General features: G+C 42.0%; 20 protein-coding genes. 14 read left to right on the forward strand and 6 right to left on the reverse strand.

Annotated elements, in window-relative coordinates; translation table 11 throughout:
* Positions 1-20 precede the first annotated feature (20 nt).
* Positions 21-404: an MAPEG family protein gene (locus tag VUI23_RS12395; RefSeq protein ID WP_216048480.1), complete on the forward strand. Its 384-nt coding sequence runs from the start codon at positions 21-23 to the stop codon at positions 402-404.
* A 71-nt stretch (positions 405-475) separates the two neighbouring features.
* Here the strand turns inward: VUI23_RS12395 and rluB are convergent, their stop codons facing one another.
* Genes rluB through VUI23_RS12420 form a run of 5 tightly spaced genes read right to left on the reverse strand, consistent with a single transcriptional unit; the run spans position 476 to position 4,335 of the window.
* Complete coding sequence (gene rluB, locus VUI23_RS12400) at positions 476-1,333, reverse strand: 23S rRNA pseudouridine(2605) synthase RluB (RefSeq protein WP_216048479.1); 858 nt, start codon at positions 1,331-1,333, stop codon at positions 476-478.
* Positions 1,333-2,001, reverse strand: coding sequence for an SMC-Scp complex subunit ScpB (scpB, locus tag VUI23_RS12405; RefSeq protein WP_342804553.1), 669 nt, complete (start codon positions 1,999-2,001; stop codon positions 1,333-1,335). The genes rluB and scpB overlap by 1 nt, the downstream gene beginning before the upstream one ends.
* Positions 1,989-2,828 carry a ScpA family protein gene (locus VUI23_RS12410; protein ID WP_216048477.1) on the reverse strand — a complete coding sequence of 280 codons (840 nt, stop codon included), beginning with the start codon at positions 2,826-2,828 and terminating at the stop codon, positions 1,989-1,991. Before VUI23_RS12410 ends, scpB begins: the two co-directional genes overlap by 13 nt.
* Positions 2,829-2,841: 13 nt before the next feature.
* Positions 2,842-3,462 (reverse strand): L-threonylcarbamoyladenylate synthase, encoded by a 621-nt coding sequence (locus VUI23_RS12415; RefSeq protein WP_216048476.1) that lies wholly within the window; start codon positions 3,460-3,462, stop codon positions 2,842-2,844.
* A 9-nt stretch (positions 3,463-3,471) separates the two neighbouring features.
* On the reverse strand, positions 3,472-4,335 hold the full coding sequence (locus tag VUI23_RS12420; RefSeq protein ID WP_303500810.1) for a PHP domain-containing protein: 864 nt from the start codon (positions 4,333-4,335) through the stop codon (positions 3,472-3,474).
* 405 nt (positions 4,336-4,740) lie between these two features.
* Between VUI23_RS12420 and VUI23_RS12425 the strand changes: the two genes are divergently transcribed.
* The 13 genes from VUI23_RS12425 to VUI23_RS12485 all read left to right on the forward strand — a co-directional run bounded on the left by VUI23_RS12425 (position 4,741) and on the right by VUI23_RS12485 (position 15,717).
* The gene (locus VUI23_RS12425; protein ID WP_342804554.1) at positions 4,741-6,339 is read left to right on the forward strand and encodes an anthranilate synthase component 1; all 1,599 of its coding nucleotides are present in this window, start codon (positions 4,741-4,743) and stop codon (positions 6,337-6,339) included.
* Positions 6,336-6,938, forward strand: a complete 603-nt coding sequence (locus tag VUI23_RS12430; protein ID WP_216048473.1) for an aminodeoxychorismate/anthranilate synthase component II — start codon at positions 6,336-6,338, stop codon at positions 6,936-6,938. Before VUI23_RS12425 ends, VUI23_RS12430 begins: the two co-directional genes overlap by 4 nt.
* A gap of 2 nt (positions 6,939-6,940) precedes the next feature.
* Entirely contained in the window at positions 6,941-7,969 is a 1,029-nt protein-coding gene (trpD, locus tag VUI23_RS12435; protein WP_342804555.1) for an anthranilate phosphoribosyltransferase, read from the forward strand.
* Complete coding sequence (trpCF, locus tag VUI23_RS12440; protein WP_342804556.1) at positions 7,970-9,352, forward strand: bifunctional indole-3-glycerol-phosphate synthase TrpC/phosphoribosylanthranilate isomerase TrpF; 1,383 nt, start codon at positions 7,970-7,972, stop codon at positions 9,350-9,352.
* Between the two features lie 78 nt (positions 9,353-9,430).
* Positions 9,431-10,612, forward strand: a complete 1,182-nt coding sequence (trpB, locus tag VUI23_RS12445) for a tryptophan synthase subunit beta (RefSeq protein ID WP_216048470.1) — start codon at positions 9,431-9,433, stop codon at positions 10,610-10,612.
* Positions 10,609-11,415, forward strand: a complete 807-nt coding sequence (trpA, locus tag VUI23_RS12450) for a tryptophan synthase subunit alpha (protein WP_342804557.1) — start codon at positions 10,609-10,611, stop codon at positions 11,413-11,415. Before trpB ends, trpA begins: the two co-directional genes overlap by 4 nt.
* A 25-nt stretch (positions 11,416-11,440) precedes the next feature.
* Positions 11,441-11,740 (forward strand): YciI family protein, encoded by a 300-nt coding sequence (locus VUI23_RS12455; protein WP_216048468.1) that lies wholly within the window; start codon positions 11,441-11,443, stop codon positions 11,738-11,740.
* A gap of 10 nt (positions 11,741-11,750) precedes the next feature.
* Positions 11,751-12,173: an alternative ribosome rescue aminoacyl-tRNA hydrolase ArfB gene (gene arfB / locus VUI23_RS12460; RefSeq protein WP_216048467.1), complete on the forward strand. Its 423-nt coding sequence runs from the start codon at positions 11,751-11,753 to the stop codon at positions 12,171-12,173.
* A 164-nt stretch (positions 12,174-12,337) separates the two neighbouring features.
* The gene (locus VUI23_RS12465) at positions 12,338-12,796 is read left to right on the forward strand and encodes a hypothetical protein (RefSeq protein WP_216048466.1); all 459 of its coding nucleotides are present in this window, start codon (positions 12,338-12,340) and stop codon (positions 12,794-12,796) included.
* A 93-nt stretch (positions 12,797-12,889) separates the two neighbouring features.
* A complete protein-coding gene (locus VUI23_RS12470; RefSeq protein ID WP_342804558.1) occupies positions 12,890-13,399 on the forward strand; it encodes a glycine zipper 2TM domain-containing protein in 510 nt (169 codons plus the stop codon).
* Between the two features lie 49 nt (positions 13,400-13,448).
* Positions 13,449-13,721, forward strand: a complete 273-nt coding sequence (locus tag VUI23_RS12475) for a PepSY domain-containing protein (RefSeq protein WP_303500821.1) — start codon at positions 13,449-13,451, stop codon at positions 13,719-13,721.
* A complete protein-coding gene (locus tag VUI23_RS12480; RefSeq protein WP_216048464.1) occupies positions 13,721-14,395 on the forward strand; it encodes a response regulator transcription factor in 675 nt (224 codons plus the stop codon). The genes VUI23_RS12475 and VUI23_RS12480 overlap by 1 nt, the downstream gene beginning before the upstream one ends.
* Positions 14,392-15,717 carry an ATP-binding protein gene (locus tag VUI23_RS12485; RefSeq protein ID WP_342804559.1) on the forward strand — a complete coding sequence of 442 codons (1,326 nt, stop codon included), beginning with the start codon at positions 14,392-14,394 and terminating at the stop codon, positions 15,715-15,717. The genes VUI23_RS12480 and VUI23_RS12485 overlap by 4 nt, the downstream gene beginning before the upstream one ends.
* On the opposite strand, the gene VUI23_RS12490 is transcribed toward VUI23_RS12485, so the two are convergent.
* Positions 15,698-16,771, reverse strand: a complete 1,074-nt coding sequence (locus tag VUI23_RS12490; RefSeq protein ID WP_303500815.1) for an AI-2E family transporter — start codon at positions 16,769-16,771, stop codon at positions 15,698-15,700. The genes VUI23_RS12485 and VUI23_RS12490 overlap by 20 nt on opposite strands.
* Positions 16,772-16,867: the final 96 nt, after the last annotated feature.

The raw sequence follows: 16,867 nt of genomic DNA on the forward strand, positions 1-16,867 counted from the left end.
GTTCACATTGTGAGTATCTCATGACGACTATTATCATCTGTTTAATCATTGCCACTATTATGCCAATTGTATTCAAAGCACCTTTAGCCATTGCGCAGAATAAGCAGGGAGGTTATGACAATCGAAACCCTCGTGCGCAACAGAGTAAACTCACCGGTTTTGGTGCGCGAGCCAAAGCCGTTCACGAAAATAGTTTTGAAGCACTAATCATGTTTATACCCGGTGCATTAACGGCGCTAATTACGCAAAACGTGGGTGATATCGCTCAATACCTAGCGATTGGATTTGTTATCTCACGTTTAATTTATGCTATTTGTTATTGGTTAGATATCCACGTACTGAGAAGTTTGGTGTGGTCAGTAGGCTTGGCCTGTTCAATTGGTTTACTCATTATTTCCTTGTAACTCACTTAAGAGCATAAAAAAAGCACCTTCGAATTTAATCAAAAGGTGCTTTTTTCGCATTTTTTAAATTGTTATTTTCTTCTTTTTAAATTCTTATTCAATTTATGCTTTTTGACTGAGCGTCGCATGCGACTAATCCTAACGTGATCAAGCTTGTTACGCTTTTCATTGATCAAACTTTCAGTTTCATTGGGTAATTGTACAGATTTACGCAACGGATTAAGCTCATCTAAGGTTAATTCTATCCAGCCACCTTGAGGTAAGCGCTTTTGCAACTCTAAACCACCGTAGTTAACCCGAATCAGGCGACTGACCTGCACGCCTTGCGACTCCCATAGACGACGAACTTCTCTATTACGTCCTTCAGATAAGGTAACATTGAACCAAGAGTTTAGGCTTTCATCATCCCCAGGACGACGAGATATGGTAGTAAATTTAGCCATACCATCATCCAACTCTACCCCTTTTTTCAATAGCGCTATCATCTTACTATCAACTTCACCAAACACGCGAACGGCGTACTCTCTTTGGATTTCATGCTTAGGATGCATTAATCGATTAGCCAGTTCACCATCGTTAGTAAATAATAGTAGTCCGCTGGTGTTAATATCCAAGCGACCTACCGCAATCCAGCGACCATTCTGAATTTTAGGTAAGCGGTCAAACACTGTGGGGCGACCTTCAGGATCTTTGCGACTACACAATTCTCCCTCGGGTTTGTTGTACATCAGCACGCGGCACACCGGCTTTTCTTGGGCCAAGGCTAACAACTGACCATCCACTCGTATTTGATCGGTATTTTCTACTCGGTCTCCCAAAGTAGCGACATTACCGTTTACCGATATACGTCCCTGCTCTATCCACTTTTCCATCTCACGACGGGATCCTTGACCAGCGTTTGCCAGTACTTTTTGCAGTTTTTCACTCATTAATGTATTTGCTCTTTATTTGGTCCTAGTTCAGCCAAATTTATCGCTGTTTCTTGGGACGCTGTGTCTGATGTCATATGTTCAGCCACTGTTTTTAGTCGCTGTTCGTCTTGTTCTTTTTGCTCCAACTCAGGAAGCACTTCAATTGTTTGCATGGGCGGTAGATCAGCTAAACTTTTAATCCCAAAGTAATCCAAAAACCCTTTAGTTGTTGCATATAACGAAGGTCGCCCTGGCACTTCTTTGTGACCAACCACTTTCACCCATTCTCTTTCCGTTAGGGTTTTCATAATGTGACTACTGACTGAAACCCCTCGCACGTCTTCTATCTCTCCTCGGGTTATCGGTTGACGATAAGCTATCAAAGATAAAGTCTCTAATAGCGCCCGAGAATAGCGCGGCGCTTGTTCTTGCCACAATTTGCTTAACCAAGGGCTCAAGCTATCCACCGATTGAAACCGAAAGCCAGATGAGACCTCAATCAGTTGAATCCCTCGCGGGGCATAGTCTAATTTCAGCTCAGCTAACGCGGCATCAAGCTTTTTATTCGACACCCTGAGGCCTTCTAACACTGTGGTCTGTAATTTATCTTTGCTCAATGGCTCATCGGCAACAAAAATGGCCGCTTCAACAAGTTGTTTTAACTGTTCATCGGTTAATCTTGCCATACACCCTCTTCTCGATTACGCAGTTTCAGATGTATTTGACTGAAAGGTTGAGCTTGTACCAATTCTACCAAACTCTCTTTTACCAACTCCAATATTGCTAAGAAAGTCACTACTACTCCAGCTTTTCCTTCCGATACAAAAAATAAGGTCTCAAAACCAAGATAGTCTTTTTCATCTAATAATTCTAAAATCTTGCTCATTCGTTCTCGAGTCGACAAGACTTCCCTTTCAATTTGATGATGCTCAAAGGCTTTGGCTTTTTTCATCACCGATTGAAACGCTAATACGAGTTCTTGTAAGTTCACTTCAGGTTGTATTTTTATTGGTGCGACATGCTCGTTCGGTGTAGCACTGGCGCTGAACAGATCTCTTTCCATTCGAGGTAGCCCATCAATTTCTTGGGCTGCTAACTTTATCGCTTCGTATTCTTGCAAACGACGAATCAATTCAGCGCGAGGATCATCTTCATCTTCTTCGGCGTCTGGTCGTTTAGGCAATAAGAGTCGCGATTTGACTTCGGCTAAAATCGCTGCCATCAGCAAATATTCAGCGGCTAACTCCAACTTTATTTCTTTCATTACCTCAACATATTCCATGTATTGTTGGGTAATTTGTAGCACTGGCAAATTCACTATATCGAATTTTTGTTTGCGAATTAGATATAAAAGTAAATCCAATGGCCCTTCAAACGCTTCTAAAATAACTTCTAAAGCATCCGGCGGAATATATAAATCTTCCGGTTTATCAATCATTGCCTCGCCATTGACGAATGCAAGGGGCAATGGCTGTTGAATAGGTGCTTTATTCGGCGCTGACTCTTGGGTCATTGGCTAATTCGCCTCAACCAAATACGCTAGTGTCGCCACTGCCTTCGCGGATGATATCAATCCCCCCCTCAGACATGTCGATCACACTGGTGGGTTGCTCACCTAAGTACCCACCATTAATAATCAAATCGACCTGACGTTCTAATTTGTCTCTAATATCTTCAGGATCAAATTCGGCCTGAGTTTCACCGGGTAAAATCAAGGTCGTGGACATTAAGGGTTCGTTTAATTCTTCTAACAATTGCAGCGCTATGATGTTATCGGGCACTCGAATACCTATTGTTTTACGTTTTGGGTTCTGCAACCGCTTTGGTACCTCTTTAGTGGCTTTTAGAATAAAAGTATATGGCCCTGGCGTATTATTCTTAATCAAACGAAAGGCGGTATTATCAACCCTAGCGTAGTTCGACAATTCAGACATATCACGGCACATCAAAGTAAAGTTATGATCTTTGCCAATCTGTCGTATCCTGCAAATTTGTTCAAGGGCAGACTTGTCTTCCATTTGGCACCCAATTGCGTAGCCAGAATCTGTGGGATAAACAATCACGCCACCAGCTCGAATAATTTCACAGGCTTGGCGCAATAACCGTTGCTGAGGATTATCAGGATGAACATAAAAATACTGACTCATAAGTTTTCGCTAATTTCCTATTCTATTGTTTAGTTCTGAGAGGTTTTTCCAATCATGCCACACAGGCGTTAAACGCTCTGATATGGCTAAACTTTTCCCTAGCTCCGTCCAGCGACTCGGATAATGAAAATCCGACCCTGTAGAGGCCAGCAGCTGATGTTCGATGGCTAATTCCACCAGCAATTCCCTTTTGCTTGCAGCTAAATGCATGTGATTAGCCTCGATCCCATCGCCGCCTGATAGGGCAAACTCAGCCACCAATCGACGCAACCACTTTGCGGTCATGTCGTAATGTCCTGGGTGGGCTAAAACTGCTTGTCCGCCGGCATCCTGAATCCAAGTCACCGCTTCTTCGATGCTTATCCACTCAGGTTTTACGTGGGCCTTTTTACCTTTCCCTAAATACTTTTTAAAAGCATTTTCTAGGCTGCTGACAGCATTAAGTTTTACCAATGCTCTAGCAAAATGAGCACGGGTTATTTGTCCAACGCCAGCAAAGCTTTTTGCGGTTTCATACACATCAGGTACACCCGCTTTTTCTAATTTATTGGCTATTTTTAGCGCCCGTTCTTGTCTACTTTGACTCTGCTGTGCAAGTCGAGATAAAAATACTGGGTCGTTGTGATCCACGTTAAGACCAACAATATGAATATCAAATCCATGCCAGCTTGTTGACAATTCAACACCAGCAATCACGGCTAATTTACGTTTACACTGTTGTTGATGATCTTTAAGTTCTTGAACCCCATCAACAGTGTCATGATCAGTTAATGCCAGTACATCTACTTGCATATTGTGAGCACGATCTAACAGCTCCTGGGGAGTCAATCGACCGTCTGAATAACTACTATGGCAATGCAAATCTATTTTCATGGCTTCTATCATATAACGCTTTAATTAGGCAATTTTAAACTTTTTATCGTCCAATGTATTGACACAACGAGCGAATTGTTTTCTTCTATAAGGGTGATAGCGTTATTATATGTTAAACGCCACAAAATATTCAGGTTAAATGCCTTGGGAGTTGGATAAATTCTCAAAAAAAGTCAATAGACAGCCTTATTTTAAGGTTTAATTACAGTTTACAAAGTGAATTTAAACACATGACAAATACAATTCATTCCACAAATAGCAAAATCTGGTGGTGGCACATCCCTAACTAGCGGGCTGTGAGTGTTTGTGTGTGTAGCAAATAATTATTAAGAGGCCCGTTTATCGGGCCTTTTTCGTATCTGCCCGCAACGCGCTAAAATTAAAATCAAACTTGAGAAGTAAAACATGAGTTTAACTCAATTAAGTGAAAAACCCGGAATAGCCGAAACCATTGTTAAACATGGTCCCTATGTTGCTGACCCTCTCAGCGCCTATCAACAGTTGTGCAAAAGCAAAACCAATACGTTATTGCTTGAGTCGGCGGAGATTGACAGTAAGGATAACTTAAAGAGTTTAATCTTGTTGGATGCCGCATTAAAATTAACTTGCCATGGTCACACCGTGCTCATTCAAGGGTTAAATGAAAATGGTGCCTCTGTGTTACCGTTATTTGAACAGCACATACCTGCAGGCGTTGAAGTTGAAGTAGACTCGAATAACACCTCCCTGAAATTAACGTTTTCGATACCCGATTCGAATCTTGACGAAGACACTCGATTAAAAGCACCGGCCGTATTTGATGCATTGCGATTAATTGTCAAAAATATTCATTGCTTGCGTGAACATCCTCAAAACTTATTTTTAGGCGGCGCATTCGCTTACGACCTTTTAGCCAGTTTTGAATCCCTACCCGAGGTGCCCGACAGCGAAAATACCTGCCCTGATTTTGTTTTTTACCTAGCCCAATCATTGCTCGTGATAGACCATCAATTACAAACCACTGAAGTCATTAGCACAGTATTTAGTGGCAAAAATGTAAGCAGTAGTTACTTTTCAGTCAGTCAACAACTAGAAGAAATCATCAGCCAATTAAAACAACTCAAACAACAACCCATGCAATCAACGCCGGTCGGTATTGAGATGAAGTTAGAGGTGGATAAGTCAGATGACGAATACAAACAGGATGTGTTAAATCTTAAAGAACATATTTTGGCTGGCGATATTTTCCAAGTTGTTCCTTCGCGCACGTTTAAATTACCTTGTCCTTCTCCCTATGCAGCTTATGCCAATCTAAAGAAACAAAATCCAAGTCCATACATGTTCTTTCTACAAGATGACGATTTTTGTATGTTTGGCGCCTCCCCCGAGTCGGCACTCAAATACGATAAACAGAGTAATCAAATTGAGATATATCCGATTGCAGGTACTCGCCCCAGAGGAAAACATGCTGATGGCAGTATCAATGTAGATTTGGATAGTCGAATTGAGCTTAATCTACGTGAAGACCAAAAAGAAAAAGCCGAACACCTAATGCTTGTTGATTTAGCCCGAAATGACGTAGCAAAAGTTTCCCAACCCGGTACCCGCTTCGTAAAAGATCTTTTAAAAGTAGATAGATATTCCCATGTAATGCATTTAGTCAGTCGTGTAGTCGGTCAATTACGAGATGACTTAGATGCACTGCATGCTTACGCCGCCTGCATGAATATGGGGACGCTAGTAGGTGCCCCTAAAGTCAGTGCAGCATCGCTTATCCGTGAAGTAGAGAAAAAACGCAGAGGAAGTTATGGCGGTGCAGTGGGTTATATCAATGGCAATGGCGACATGGATACTTGTATCGTAATTCGCTCCGCATTTGTCAAACACAATATTGCTTATATCCAGGCTGGCGCAGGCGTGGTGTACGACTCAGATCCACAATCTGAAGCAGACGAAACCAGAGGCAAAGCACAAGCGGTTATTACCGCGATTGTCAGTGCCCATGCTAAGGAGAATAATTTATGAGCCGTCCAATTAGTGTGTTTCTGCTGGATAATTATGATTCCTTTACCTACAACCTAGTAGATGAGTTACGTGGTATGGGAATGGAGCTGATTATTTATCGAAATTCAGTTTCTGCTCAAATGATCTATTCTCAAATGCAACAAAAAGCAGAAAATTCAGAAGTATTATTATTGTTATCACCCGGACCAGGAGAGCCATCACAAGCCGGTTGTTTACTCGAACTCATCGAGCTTGTTAAAGGTCAATTTCCAGTACTAGGAATTTGTTTAGGCCATCAAGCGATTGTTAAATCATACGGTGGAAAAGTGATTAGAGCTGAACAAGTTATGCACGGCAAAGCGTCATACATCCAGCATGACAACAGCGCACTCTTCTGTGGCCTAGCAAATCCACTGCCAGTGGCACGATATCATTCATTGGTAGTCAGTGACATTCCAAAAGAACTAAATGTAATAGCTAACTTTGAAGGTATTCCCATGTGTGTGTATCATCCTGCCGACAGAATGTTGGGCTTCCAATTTCACCCTGAGTCGATTTTGACCTCTCATGGAAGTCAACTACTTGAACAAAGTATTCGTTATTTAACGCAAAAGGCATAAATATGACTATCAATACTCTTTCCCATTTGGAATCGTTATACCTAGGTCAGGATTTATCACAGCAAGATTGCGAAGCCTTATTTTCAATGGTAGTGAAAGGCGAGTTAAATGACATCGTGATTTCATCGATGTTAACCGCCCTTAAAATAAAGGGTGAAAAGCCAGCAGAAATTGCTGGTGCAGCGGCAGCGTTAATCAATAATGCAGCGCCCTTCCCTCGTCCCGATTATCCCTTTGCAGATATTGTAGGAACCGGAGGCGATGGTCACAACACCATCAACATTTCCTCAGCCGCCGCAATTGTGGCCGCTAGCTGTGGTGTAAAAGTGGCAAAACATGGCAATCGCAGTGTTTCCAGTAAATCCGGTTCCGCGGATCTATTTCGAGAATTCGGCATGGATCTTAGTATGAGTGCGCAGACTGCGAGAAACTGCTTAGATGATGCAAATTTATGTTTCTTGTTTGCACCAAATTATCATGCAGGAATTAAGTTTGCGATGCCAGTCAGAACCACCTTAAAAACCCGCACCCTGTTTAACTTACTCGGCCCGTTGGCCAACCCAGGCAAGCCGACACATATGATGATCGGGGTATACGCTCCTGAATGGGTCATGCCATTTGCCAAAACCCTAAAATTGTTGGGCTATGAGCATGCGCTGGTAGTGCATGGTAGTGGCTTAGATGAATTAGCCTTGCACGGTCCATCTCAAGTGGCTGAATTAAAAAATGGCGAGATTAACGAATACACATTAACGCCTGCTGATTTTAGTCTACAAGAGCACTCACTTGAAAGTATAAAAGGTGGAGAGCCTGAAGAGAATAAAGCACTAATAGAGGCGGTATTAACCGGTAAAGGACAGCTTGCCCACCAATCCGCGGTCGCGATGAACGCCGGCGCTTTGTTGAAGTTGACAGGTATCGCATCCACGTATGAACAAGGTGCGCAAATAGCGGTTGAGGCCATGCAATCCAAACAAGCATTAGAGACCATTTTATCTGCCGCCAACACTAGTCAACAAGGAGCACAATAAGTGGCAAATGTATTAGAAAAAATAGTCGCCAATAAACGTGAAGAATTGGTGCAACGTAAATTAGATCTGCCGCTTTCATCATTTAAAGATAATTTGACTCCTTCAGATCGCAGTTTTTATCAAGCGTTATCTAAACCAAATGCAGGCTATGTGCTCGAATGTAAAAAGGCTTCACCATCGAAAGGTTTGATTCGCGATGATTTTAATCTCGATGAGATTATTGCAGCCTATGGTCCATATGCTGCGTGCATTTCAGTATTAACCGATGAAAAGTACTTTCAAGGTAAATTTGAATACCTAGAATATGTGCGCCAACGCGTTAGCCAGCCGGTTTTAAATAAAGATTTTTTTGTAGACCCTTATCAAATATATTTGGCCCGTCATCACAATGCCGATGCTGTACTGCTTATGCTGTCGGTACTCAACGATGAAGAATATGCTCAACTTGCTGAGCTAGCTGAGCAATATCAACTTGATGTATTGACGGAAGTCAGTAACGAAGAAGAGGCTCATAGAGCCTTGGCTTTGGGGGCTAAAATTATTGGTATCAATAACCGTAATTTACGTGATTTAAGTACTGACTTAGCCACTACCGAAAAACTAGTTCCTCTAATAAAACAAAGTAAGCACGAATGTGTAGTGATATCTGAATCCGGTATTTATACCAATAAAGATGTGCGCCGACTGGCCCCATTAGTAGACGGATTTTTGGTCGGCAGTTCAGTGATGCAAGAACTCGACGTTATCAGTGCAGTTAAAAAACTACTTTTCGGTGAGGTTAAAATTTGCGGCATCACTAGAGTCGAAGATGCCCAAGTTATTGCCAGCTGTGGCGCAATCTATGGCGGCTTAATTTTCGCTGAAAAGTCGCCGCGCGCAATTACTCTGCAAAGCGCAAAACAAATTGTCGATTCGGTACCATTTCATTATGTGGGCGTTTTTGTTAACAACACTATCGACACCATTGTCGAATATGCCAATCAATTAAATTTAACTGCGGTACAATTGCACGGACAAGAAGATCAAACTTTTATTGATGCGTTGCGTACTCAATTACAGCCCAATTGTGAAATTTGGAAAGCATTTGGGGTCACAAATAGCCTACCGGTTATGGATTTAGAGAACGTCGATAGGATTTTGTTAGATTGCAAAGTCGGCGAGCAATCCGGCGGCACAGGACAACAATTTGATTGGCAGTTGTTATCCCAATTGCCAGATAACAATAATGTCATATTAGCTGGCGGGCTGACTCCTCAAAACATTCAAGATGCCAGAGCAACTAACGTACTAGGGCTAGATGCAAATTCGGGGGTGGAATCCGCCCCAGGCATTAAAGATCAACAAAAAATTGCACAATTATTTGATCTGTTACGACGCTACTGAAGTTTAATCATGCAACGATTGCTAATAGCTTACAGACAAATAATAACGTTAAAACAAATATAGACATAAGAGAGCAACATGAATCACTTAGACAGTAAATTTGGCGAATACGGTGGTATGTATGTACCAGAGTTACTTATTCCCGCTTTAGATCAACTTGAACAAGCCTTTATAGATGCGCAAAATGATCCCAGCTTTGTGGAAGAATTTAACGGCTTATTAAAAGACTACGCGGGCCGCCCAACAGCGATGACTCTTACTAAAAATCTAGTGAGTAACCCGAAAGTAAAACTGTATTTAAAACGCGAAGACTTATTACACGGTGGAGCCCATAAAACCAATCAAGTTTTGGGACAGGCAATATTAACCAAACGTATGGGCAAAACCGAAGTAATCGCTGAGACGGGTGCTGGCCAACACGGTGTGGCAACAGCTTTAGCCTGCGCGCTTATGGGCTTAAAAGCACGTATTTATATGGGTGCCAAAGACGTAGAGCGTCAAGCACCAAATGTGTTTCGTATGCGCCTAATGGGTGCCGAAGTCATCCCCGTCAATGCCGGTTCAGGTACTCTTAAAGATGCGGTAAATGAAGCGATGCGTGATTGGTCAGCCACCTATGACAAGGCCCACTATCTACTTGGTACGGCTGCCGGACCTCATCCTTTCCCGACTATCGTACGTGAATTTCATCGAATGATTGGTGAAGAAACCCGTGCGCAGATCATGGAAAAAGAAGGACGCTTACCCGATGCCGTTGTGGCTTGCGTAGGTGGTGGTTCAAATGCCATAGGTATGTTTGCTGATTTCATTGATGAACCTAGTGTGAGTTTAATTGGTGTAGAGCCTGCGGGTAAAGGCATTCACACACCGGATCACGGTGCCGCTATCTGCACAGGTAGTAAAGGTGTGTTACATGGTGCATACAGTTACATTATGCAAGATAACGACGGCCAGATTGAAGAATCCTATTCAGTTTCTGCTGGTTTAGATTACCCTGCAGTGGGTCCTCAGCATGCTTATTTACACGACATAGGTCGAGCACAGTATGCGGCAGTTACCGATGACGAAGCATTAAACGCGTTCCAATTACTTGCTCGCAAAGAAGGGATTATTCCGGCGCTTGAGTCTTCACACGCCCTTGCCCATGCCCTCAATATGGCAGATGAAGCAGAAGAGGAAACTATCATAGTGGTGAATCTATCTGGTCGAGGTGATAAAGACTTAGCCCACGTTTACAATATTTTGGGAGAACAAAAATGAGCCGTTACGACAACATGTTTGAACGCCTGAATAAAGCTAACCAAGGCGCATTTGTCCCCTTCGTAATGCTTGGGGATCCAGATAAACAAACCTCATTTAATATCATTAAAACACTAGTAGAAAGCGGTGCCGATGCGTTGGAATTAGGTATTCCCTATTCAGATCCCATCGCAGATGGCCCTACGATTCAAAAAGCCAGTATTCGCGCCTTGGAGAATAAAATAACGCCATCAGATTGTTTTGATGTGATTAAACAAATTCGCGATATTTTTCCAGAGGTGCCAATTGGACTGCTGCTGTATAGCAACCTTGTCATTAAAAAAGGCTTAACTGAGTTTTATCAGGCGGCTAACGCTGCTGGAGTAGATTCGATTCTAATTGCCGATGTTCCCCTGCGCGAAGCACAGCGATTTATAGACGTAGCGGAAAGCAATAATATCAATCAAATTCTCATCGCGCCGCCAAATGCGAGTGACGAAACCTTAGCCGAAATTGGTCGTAAGTCGTCTGGCTATACTTATTTACTTGGTAGAGCTGGTGTAACGGGTGCAGAGACAGCCGCGACTATTCCCGCCGACGAATTAATTGCTAAACTAACTCAATACCAAGTCGCTCCTCCCTTGTTAGGTTTTGGAATATCAAAACCAGCACAAGTAACTGAAGCGATAACGGCAGGCGCAGCAGGCGCCATTTCCGGTTCAGCTACGGTGAACATTATCGAACAAAACCTCGATAATCCGAGTAAAATGCTAGAACAACTTGCAAGCTTTGTCTGTGAGATGAAAGCGGCTACCCATAAATAACTAATTTGATAAGAAGGATAATTCAATGTTGTATGTCATTTACGCAGAGGACGTAGCCAATAGTCTACCTTTAAGACTGAGTGTGCGCCCTGCTCACCTAGAAAGATTGGAGTCACTTAAACAACAAGGACGTTTGGTCATTGCCGGTCCTTGTCCGGCAATTGATAGCCCAACTCCTGGTGAAGCAGGATTTACCGGTTCGGTGATCATTGCTGAGTTTGATAGTTTGTCTGATGCTCAACAATGGGCAGATAGCGATCCGTACATTGGGGCCGGAGTTTTCAAAAGTGTAGTCGTGAAACCATTTTCACAAACCTTACCTTAGGCAGATAATCATGGCACTAATAAGCATAACCGAACACCTCAGCATATCTGACGATCAGTTTGAAATGAATGCTATTCGTGCCCAAGGCGCTGGCGGACAAAATGTGAATAAAGTCTCCAGCGCAATCCACCTTCGTTTTGATGTTAACGCCTCTACTTTGCCTGAGTTTTACAAAACAAGTTTGCTCAATAGTAACGACAGCCGGATAACCAATGACGGCATTTTGGTGATAAAAGCTCAAAACTACCGCACGCAGGAACAAAACCGCGAAGATGCCGTTACTCGTTTAATAGAAATTATTAAAAAAGCCGGCGAAAAACCCAAACCTAGACGGGCGACTAAACCCACAAAGTCATCCCAAGTTCGCCGAGTAGAAAGTAAGAAAAAAGCCGGAAAAACCAAATCTCTGCGAAAAAAAGTCGACTTCGATTAACGATAAAAGCCTGCGTTCCAATTCTTAGCCAACCTCTTTCTTATCTACTTAACTGCGGCCATTATGAAAGCTGTTATGTGAAAAAGGATTAGACACTTGGCTACATCGCAGCACTCAAGCTTATGAATTACTAGCCGATACCCTGAGTAACGAAGGGGTGGTGAATGAAAAACACACATAAGTTTACGATTAAATTGATCAAAAGAGCTTTTTTGCTGGCTGTGATCATGTTGAGTATTTCTGCTTGTAATCAACTCTTCTCAATGAAAATTGTTCGATTCGCCGATAAAGACAGCTATCAAGCTGACCCAAAAACGTTGGAAAGTGTGGATAGAACGTTTTACACCGCTTTGCATTTAGGAGACTGGGACTATCAAGGTTCGAATGCGTCTTTTGGAGAAGTCAGAGCGTTCATCAAAATTCCCCAAAAACTAGATTTAGCCAAAGGCGTTCAAGAACAGTATATACAACGAATTATTTGCCCTAGCGCTGATAACTTAGACCTTTGGTACAAATTGAAAAACATAGATTTGGAAATACACATCTACACTAACAATAGAAACAGTACGATTTCAGCTACCTGCGTTAACCCATTGCACAACAGAAACCTACAATCCGTTTAAACCCCAATGCTTAACTAACCGATAAGGTTTAGTTCAGTTATAGTTCAGTTAGTCTCTCCTATTATGAACCTAAGATTTCAAAGGAGAGACAAAATGTTAAATCTAAAAAACATCTCAATTGCCACATTACTTTTCGGTTTTTCTGCTGGTCAAGCGTTAGCCGATACCCGTTATGATTATGCAAAAGTAGTTCGGGTCGATCCGGTATATCAATACTCGACGGTAAAACACCCCATACAGCAGTGTTACCCTGTTGAACGAACAGTTCGCTACAGCAACGATCATCGTCAGCGCACAAACTCAACAATTGCCGGCGCAGTAATTGGTGGTGTGATTGGAAATGTGATTGGCGACAACCGCAGGAGCACAGTAACAGGCGCCATTATCGGCGGCGCAATTGGTAATAGCGTGCAAGGGCCGCAATACAGCACTCGAGTGACCCAACATTGTGAGACCGTATATGAGCCTGCAAAAAAAGTAAGAAAAATCAAAGGTTATAACGTAAAATATCGTTATCAAGGTGCAGCCTATGAAACCTTTATGCATTCGCGCCCAGGTAATACAGTGAAAGTAAAAGTGAAGGTATCACCAGTAAGACATTAAACTATTTGTAATCATAAAAACGCCAACAAATCAGGAACCCATTTTGATTGTGCACATCAGAGGTAAATTGATTTTCTTATTAATGACCCTTGCTCTTTGCTTCGGCGGGCAAGTGTCAGCCCAAGAAACATCAAAAGACAACATTGATAAAGCCCAAGCTGCAAATAGAGTGCTGCAAAAGGTTAACGGTCGAGTATTGCGTGTTAACCAAAGTAAAAATACCTATAAGGTCAAAGTTTTACAGAAAAATGGGCGAGTGGTCACTGTAGATGTCGATAAACGTTCAGGTAAGATAACCAAACAACGTAGTAGAGATAAATAATGCGTATTCTTGTGGTGGAAGATGACAGTAGACTGTTAACCCAATTAGATCAGTTATTACAACAACATGGTTATAGTGTCGATTTAGCCGATGATGGTGCCAAAGCAAGCTATTTGTTAGCTGAACACCCATACGATTTGGCCATAGTCGATATAGGTCTACCTGTAATTGACGGATTTGATGTTATAAAAAATGCGCGTAAAAACGATGTCACCTGCCCTATTCTGATTTTGACAGCGCGGGATCGTTGGCAGGAAAAAGTAGAAGGTTTAGATGCTGGAGCAGATGATTATCTTACTAAACCTTTTCACAATGAAGAACTACTCGCCCGAGCAAAAGCGCTGATTCGTAGATCCTCAGGACAAGCCAATCCGCTTATTGAAAAAGGTCCTATAACACTCGACACCACAGCCGAAGAAGTCGCTGTAAACGGGCAATCCTTAGAGCTCACGGCTTATGAATACAAAGTGTTGGAGTACCTTTTGCTCAATCCACAAAAAATAGTTTCTAAAACGGAATTGACTGAACACATATATGATCAAGATTTTGATTTAGACAGTAACGTGATAGAAGTGTTTGTCGGGCGTTTACGTAAGAAACTAGATCCAGAAAATAATTATAAACCAATTGAAACCCTGCGCGGACGCGGCTACCGAATCAATCGAGAATTATGATCAGGTTATCGTTGCGCCTCAGAAGTTTTGCGGCCGCCTTGCTGGCACTGCTACTTTTCATTCCTTTAGGCGCAATGACCTTAGAACAAGCCTACACGGATAGTCTCAGTCAATCTATGCTCGAACAATTGCGGGTGCAAAGTCTCACCCTTATTTCTGAATTTGAAATGGTAGACGGTGAGCCTGAAATGCCTGAACAACTGTTTAACGACAAGCTCAACATTCCTGGCTCTGGATTGTATGCATTTATTAAAATAAACGATGATGTTGTGTGGCAGTCTTTATCCACTTTAAACTGGTCAGAACAACCTCAGTTAGACGCCCCAATTATTGGTAAAGAAATATTTTTAGCTGAATTTAGTTTGGACGCTGATTATTTCCTGTATTCCTATACCGCTGAGTTTGAAGGTAATGTAGATTTTGAGCCCGTCAGCTTTTTTATTGTGCAAGATAAACTCACCTTTGAAAAAGAGCGGGATGCCTTTTCCAATACCCTTTGGTATTGGCTGGGCTTTTTAGCCTTGTTACTTTTGATCGTATTAATAGCCAGTTTAAATATGGCCTTGAGCCCAATAAACACATTGATTGGTCAAATCAAAAAGACCGAGGAAGGTGATATAGAACGCTTACAACAAACCTACCCGCCTGAATTGGAAAAACTAAAACGCAGTATCAATCACCTGCTCGATACCGAACAGCAGCAACGTAGTCGCTATAAAAATAGTCTTAGCGATCTAGCCCATAGCTTAAAAACCCCTTTAGCTGTGCTTGCCGGTAACCCGAATCTGCCCAGCTCAGCCAATGAACCTTTATCACAAATAAATAATATTATTCAACGCCAATTAAAACGTGCCGTTGCCGGTGCTGGCAGTGGCTGGGATCAGGCAGTTTCGGTATTGCCGATTGTTCAAAAACTACAATCAGCAATGGCTAAAGTGCATGCTGATAAAGATTTATCGATTAGCTTACAAATAGCAGAGAATTGCCAGTTCAAAGGTGACCAAACTGATTTAATGGAATTACTCGGAAATTTAATGGATAACGCCTGTAAAGCGGCAAAGTCTAAAGTCAAAGTGTCTGCACAACAAACCAATACAGTGTTGCGCATTACAGTGGAAGATGACGGCAACGGCATTGAGCCGCAACATCGCCAAGAATTATTGCACCGAGGAAAACGCTTAGACAGTTATCAAGAAGGTCAAGGTATTGGTATGGCGGTGGTCACCGATTTAATCTCTGCTTACCACGGTAAAATGGAAATTACTGACTCCACACTAGGTGGAGCCAAAATTGAAATGACCTTTACTCGGATGCCTGATTGAGCTCAGCTTCATCTTCTTTTTCATCTGGAATATCTTCACTATCGAGCAAGACCGCTATCCACTGACTATCTTGATTGGACTCTAATGCTATTTTTACGATCATAGTCAAAGGCACCGATAACAGCATGCCCACAGTGCCTAATAACCATCCCCAGAAAATTAACGATAAAAACACCACTAAAGTGGATAAGCCTAAGCCTCTGCCTAAAAATTTCGGTTCAACTACATTACCCATAACAGTGTTGGTGACCACATATCCAATGGCGGTGAGTCCAGCCACACCAGGGCCCAATTGTACAAATGCCAGCAATACCGCTGGGACAGCCGCAATAATCGACCCAATGTTTGGAATGTAATTCAATAGAAACGCTAACACCGCCCATAACATAAAGTGATCTAGGCCTAAGAAATATAACCAAAGGCCAATCACCACGCCAGTGCCTATGCTGACGATGGTTTTTATTACTAAATAATTTTTAACCGACACTAAAAACTTATCTATTTGCTGAATCTTCATGGATGGATCATCCAGCGCAATGTGCACTTTCTTAGGCACCGAATCAGCTTCAAAAAGCATAAACACGACAGTTAAAATAATTAATAAAAAGTTAGTCAGTACACTGCCAAAACTGGTGAGTATATTAGTGGCCATACTCATGGCGATGCCGGGATCTAAATAAGACACGAGCAAATCACTGTTTACTTCAATATTAAACAGAGTTTCAAGCTTGCTGGTTATCCATACTAGCTCATCACTTAATTGTTGTTTGTATTGGGGAATATTTTCACGAAATTCGGCCATGGAGTTACCCACTAAACCTGCTAACATAAATCCAAATATCACAATTAACAGTATAACTAGTATCACTGATAACCAACGAGGAACCTTGTATTTAGAAGCCCAATGGATTATTGGATGACACGCCATCGCTATAAAAATAGATAAAAGAAAAGGAACTACGATTGTACTGGCTGCTTTAATACCAGCTAATATAATAACAATACAGGCTAACACTAATATTGCTTTAATCGCAGTGGGCGACTTAGTTTCCATATAGATTCACATTGGATTATTTGATGTTGGTCCACAAACTAGCAGATAATAGACCTATTGAAAACACAACGATTAAACAACATTTCGCGAATTTTA

Origin of the sequence: Alteromonas sp. M12, assembly GCF_037478005.1 — a bacterium.
Taxonomy (GTDB): domain Bacteria; phylum Pseudomonadota; class Gammaproteobacteria; order Enterobacterales; family Alteromonadaceae; genus Aliiglaciecola; species Aliiglaciecola lipolytica_A.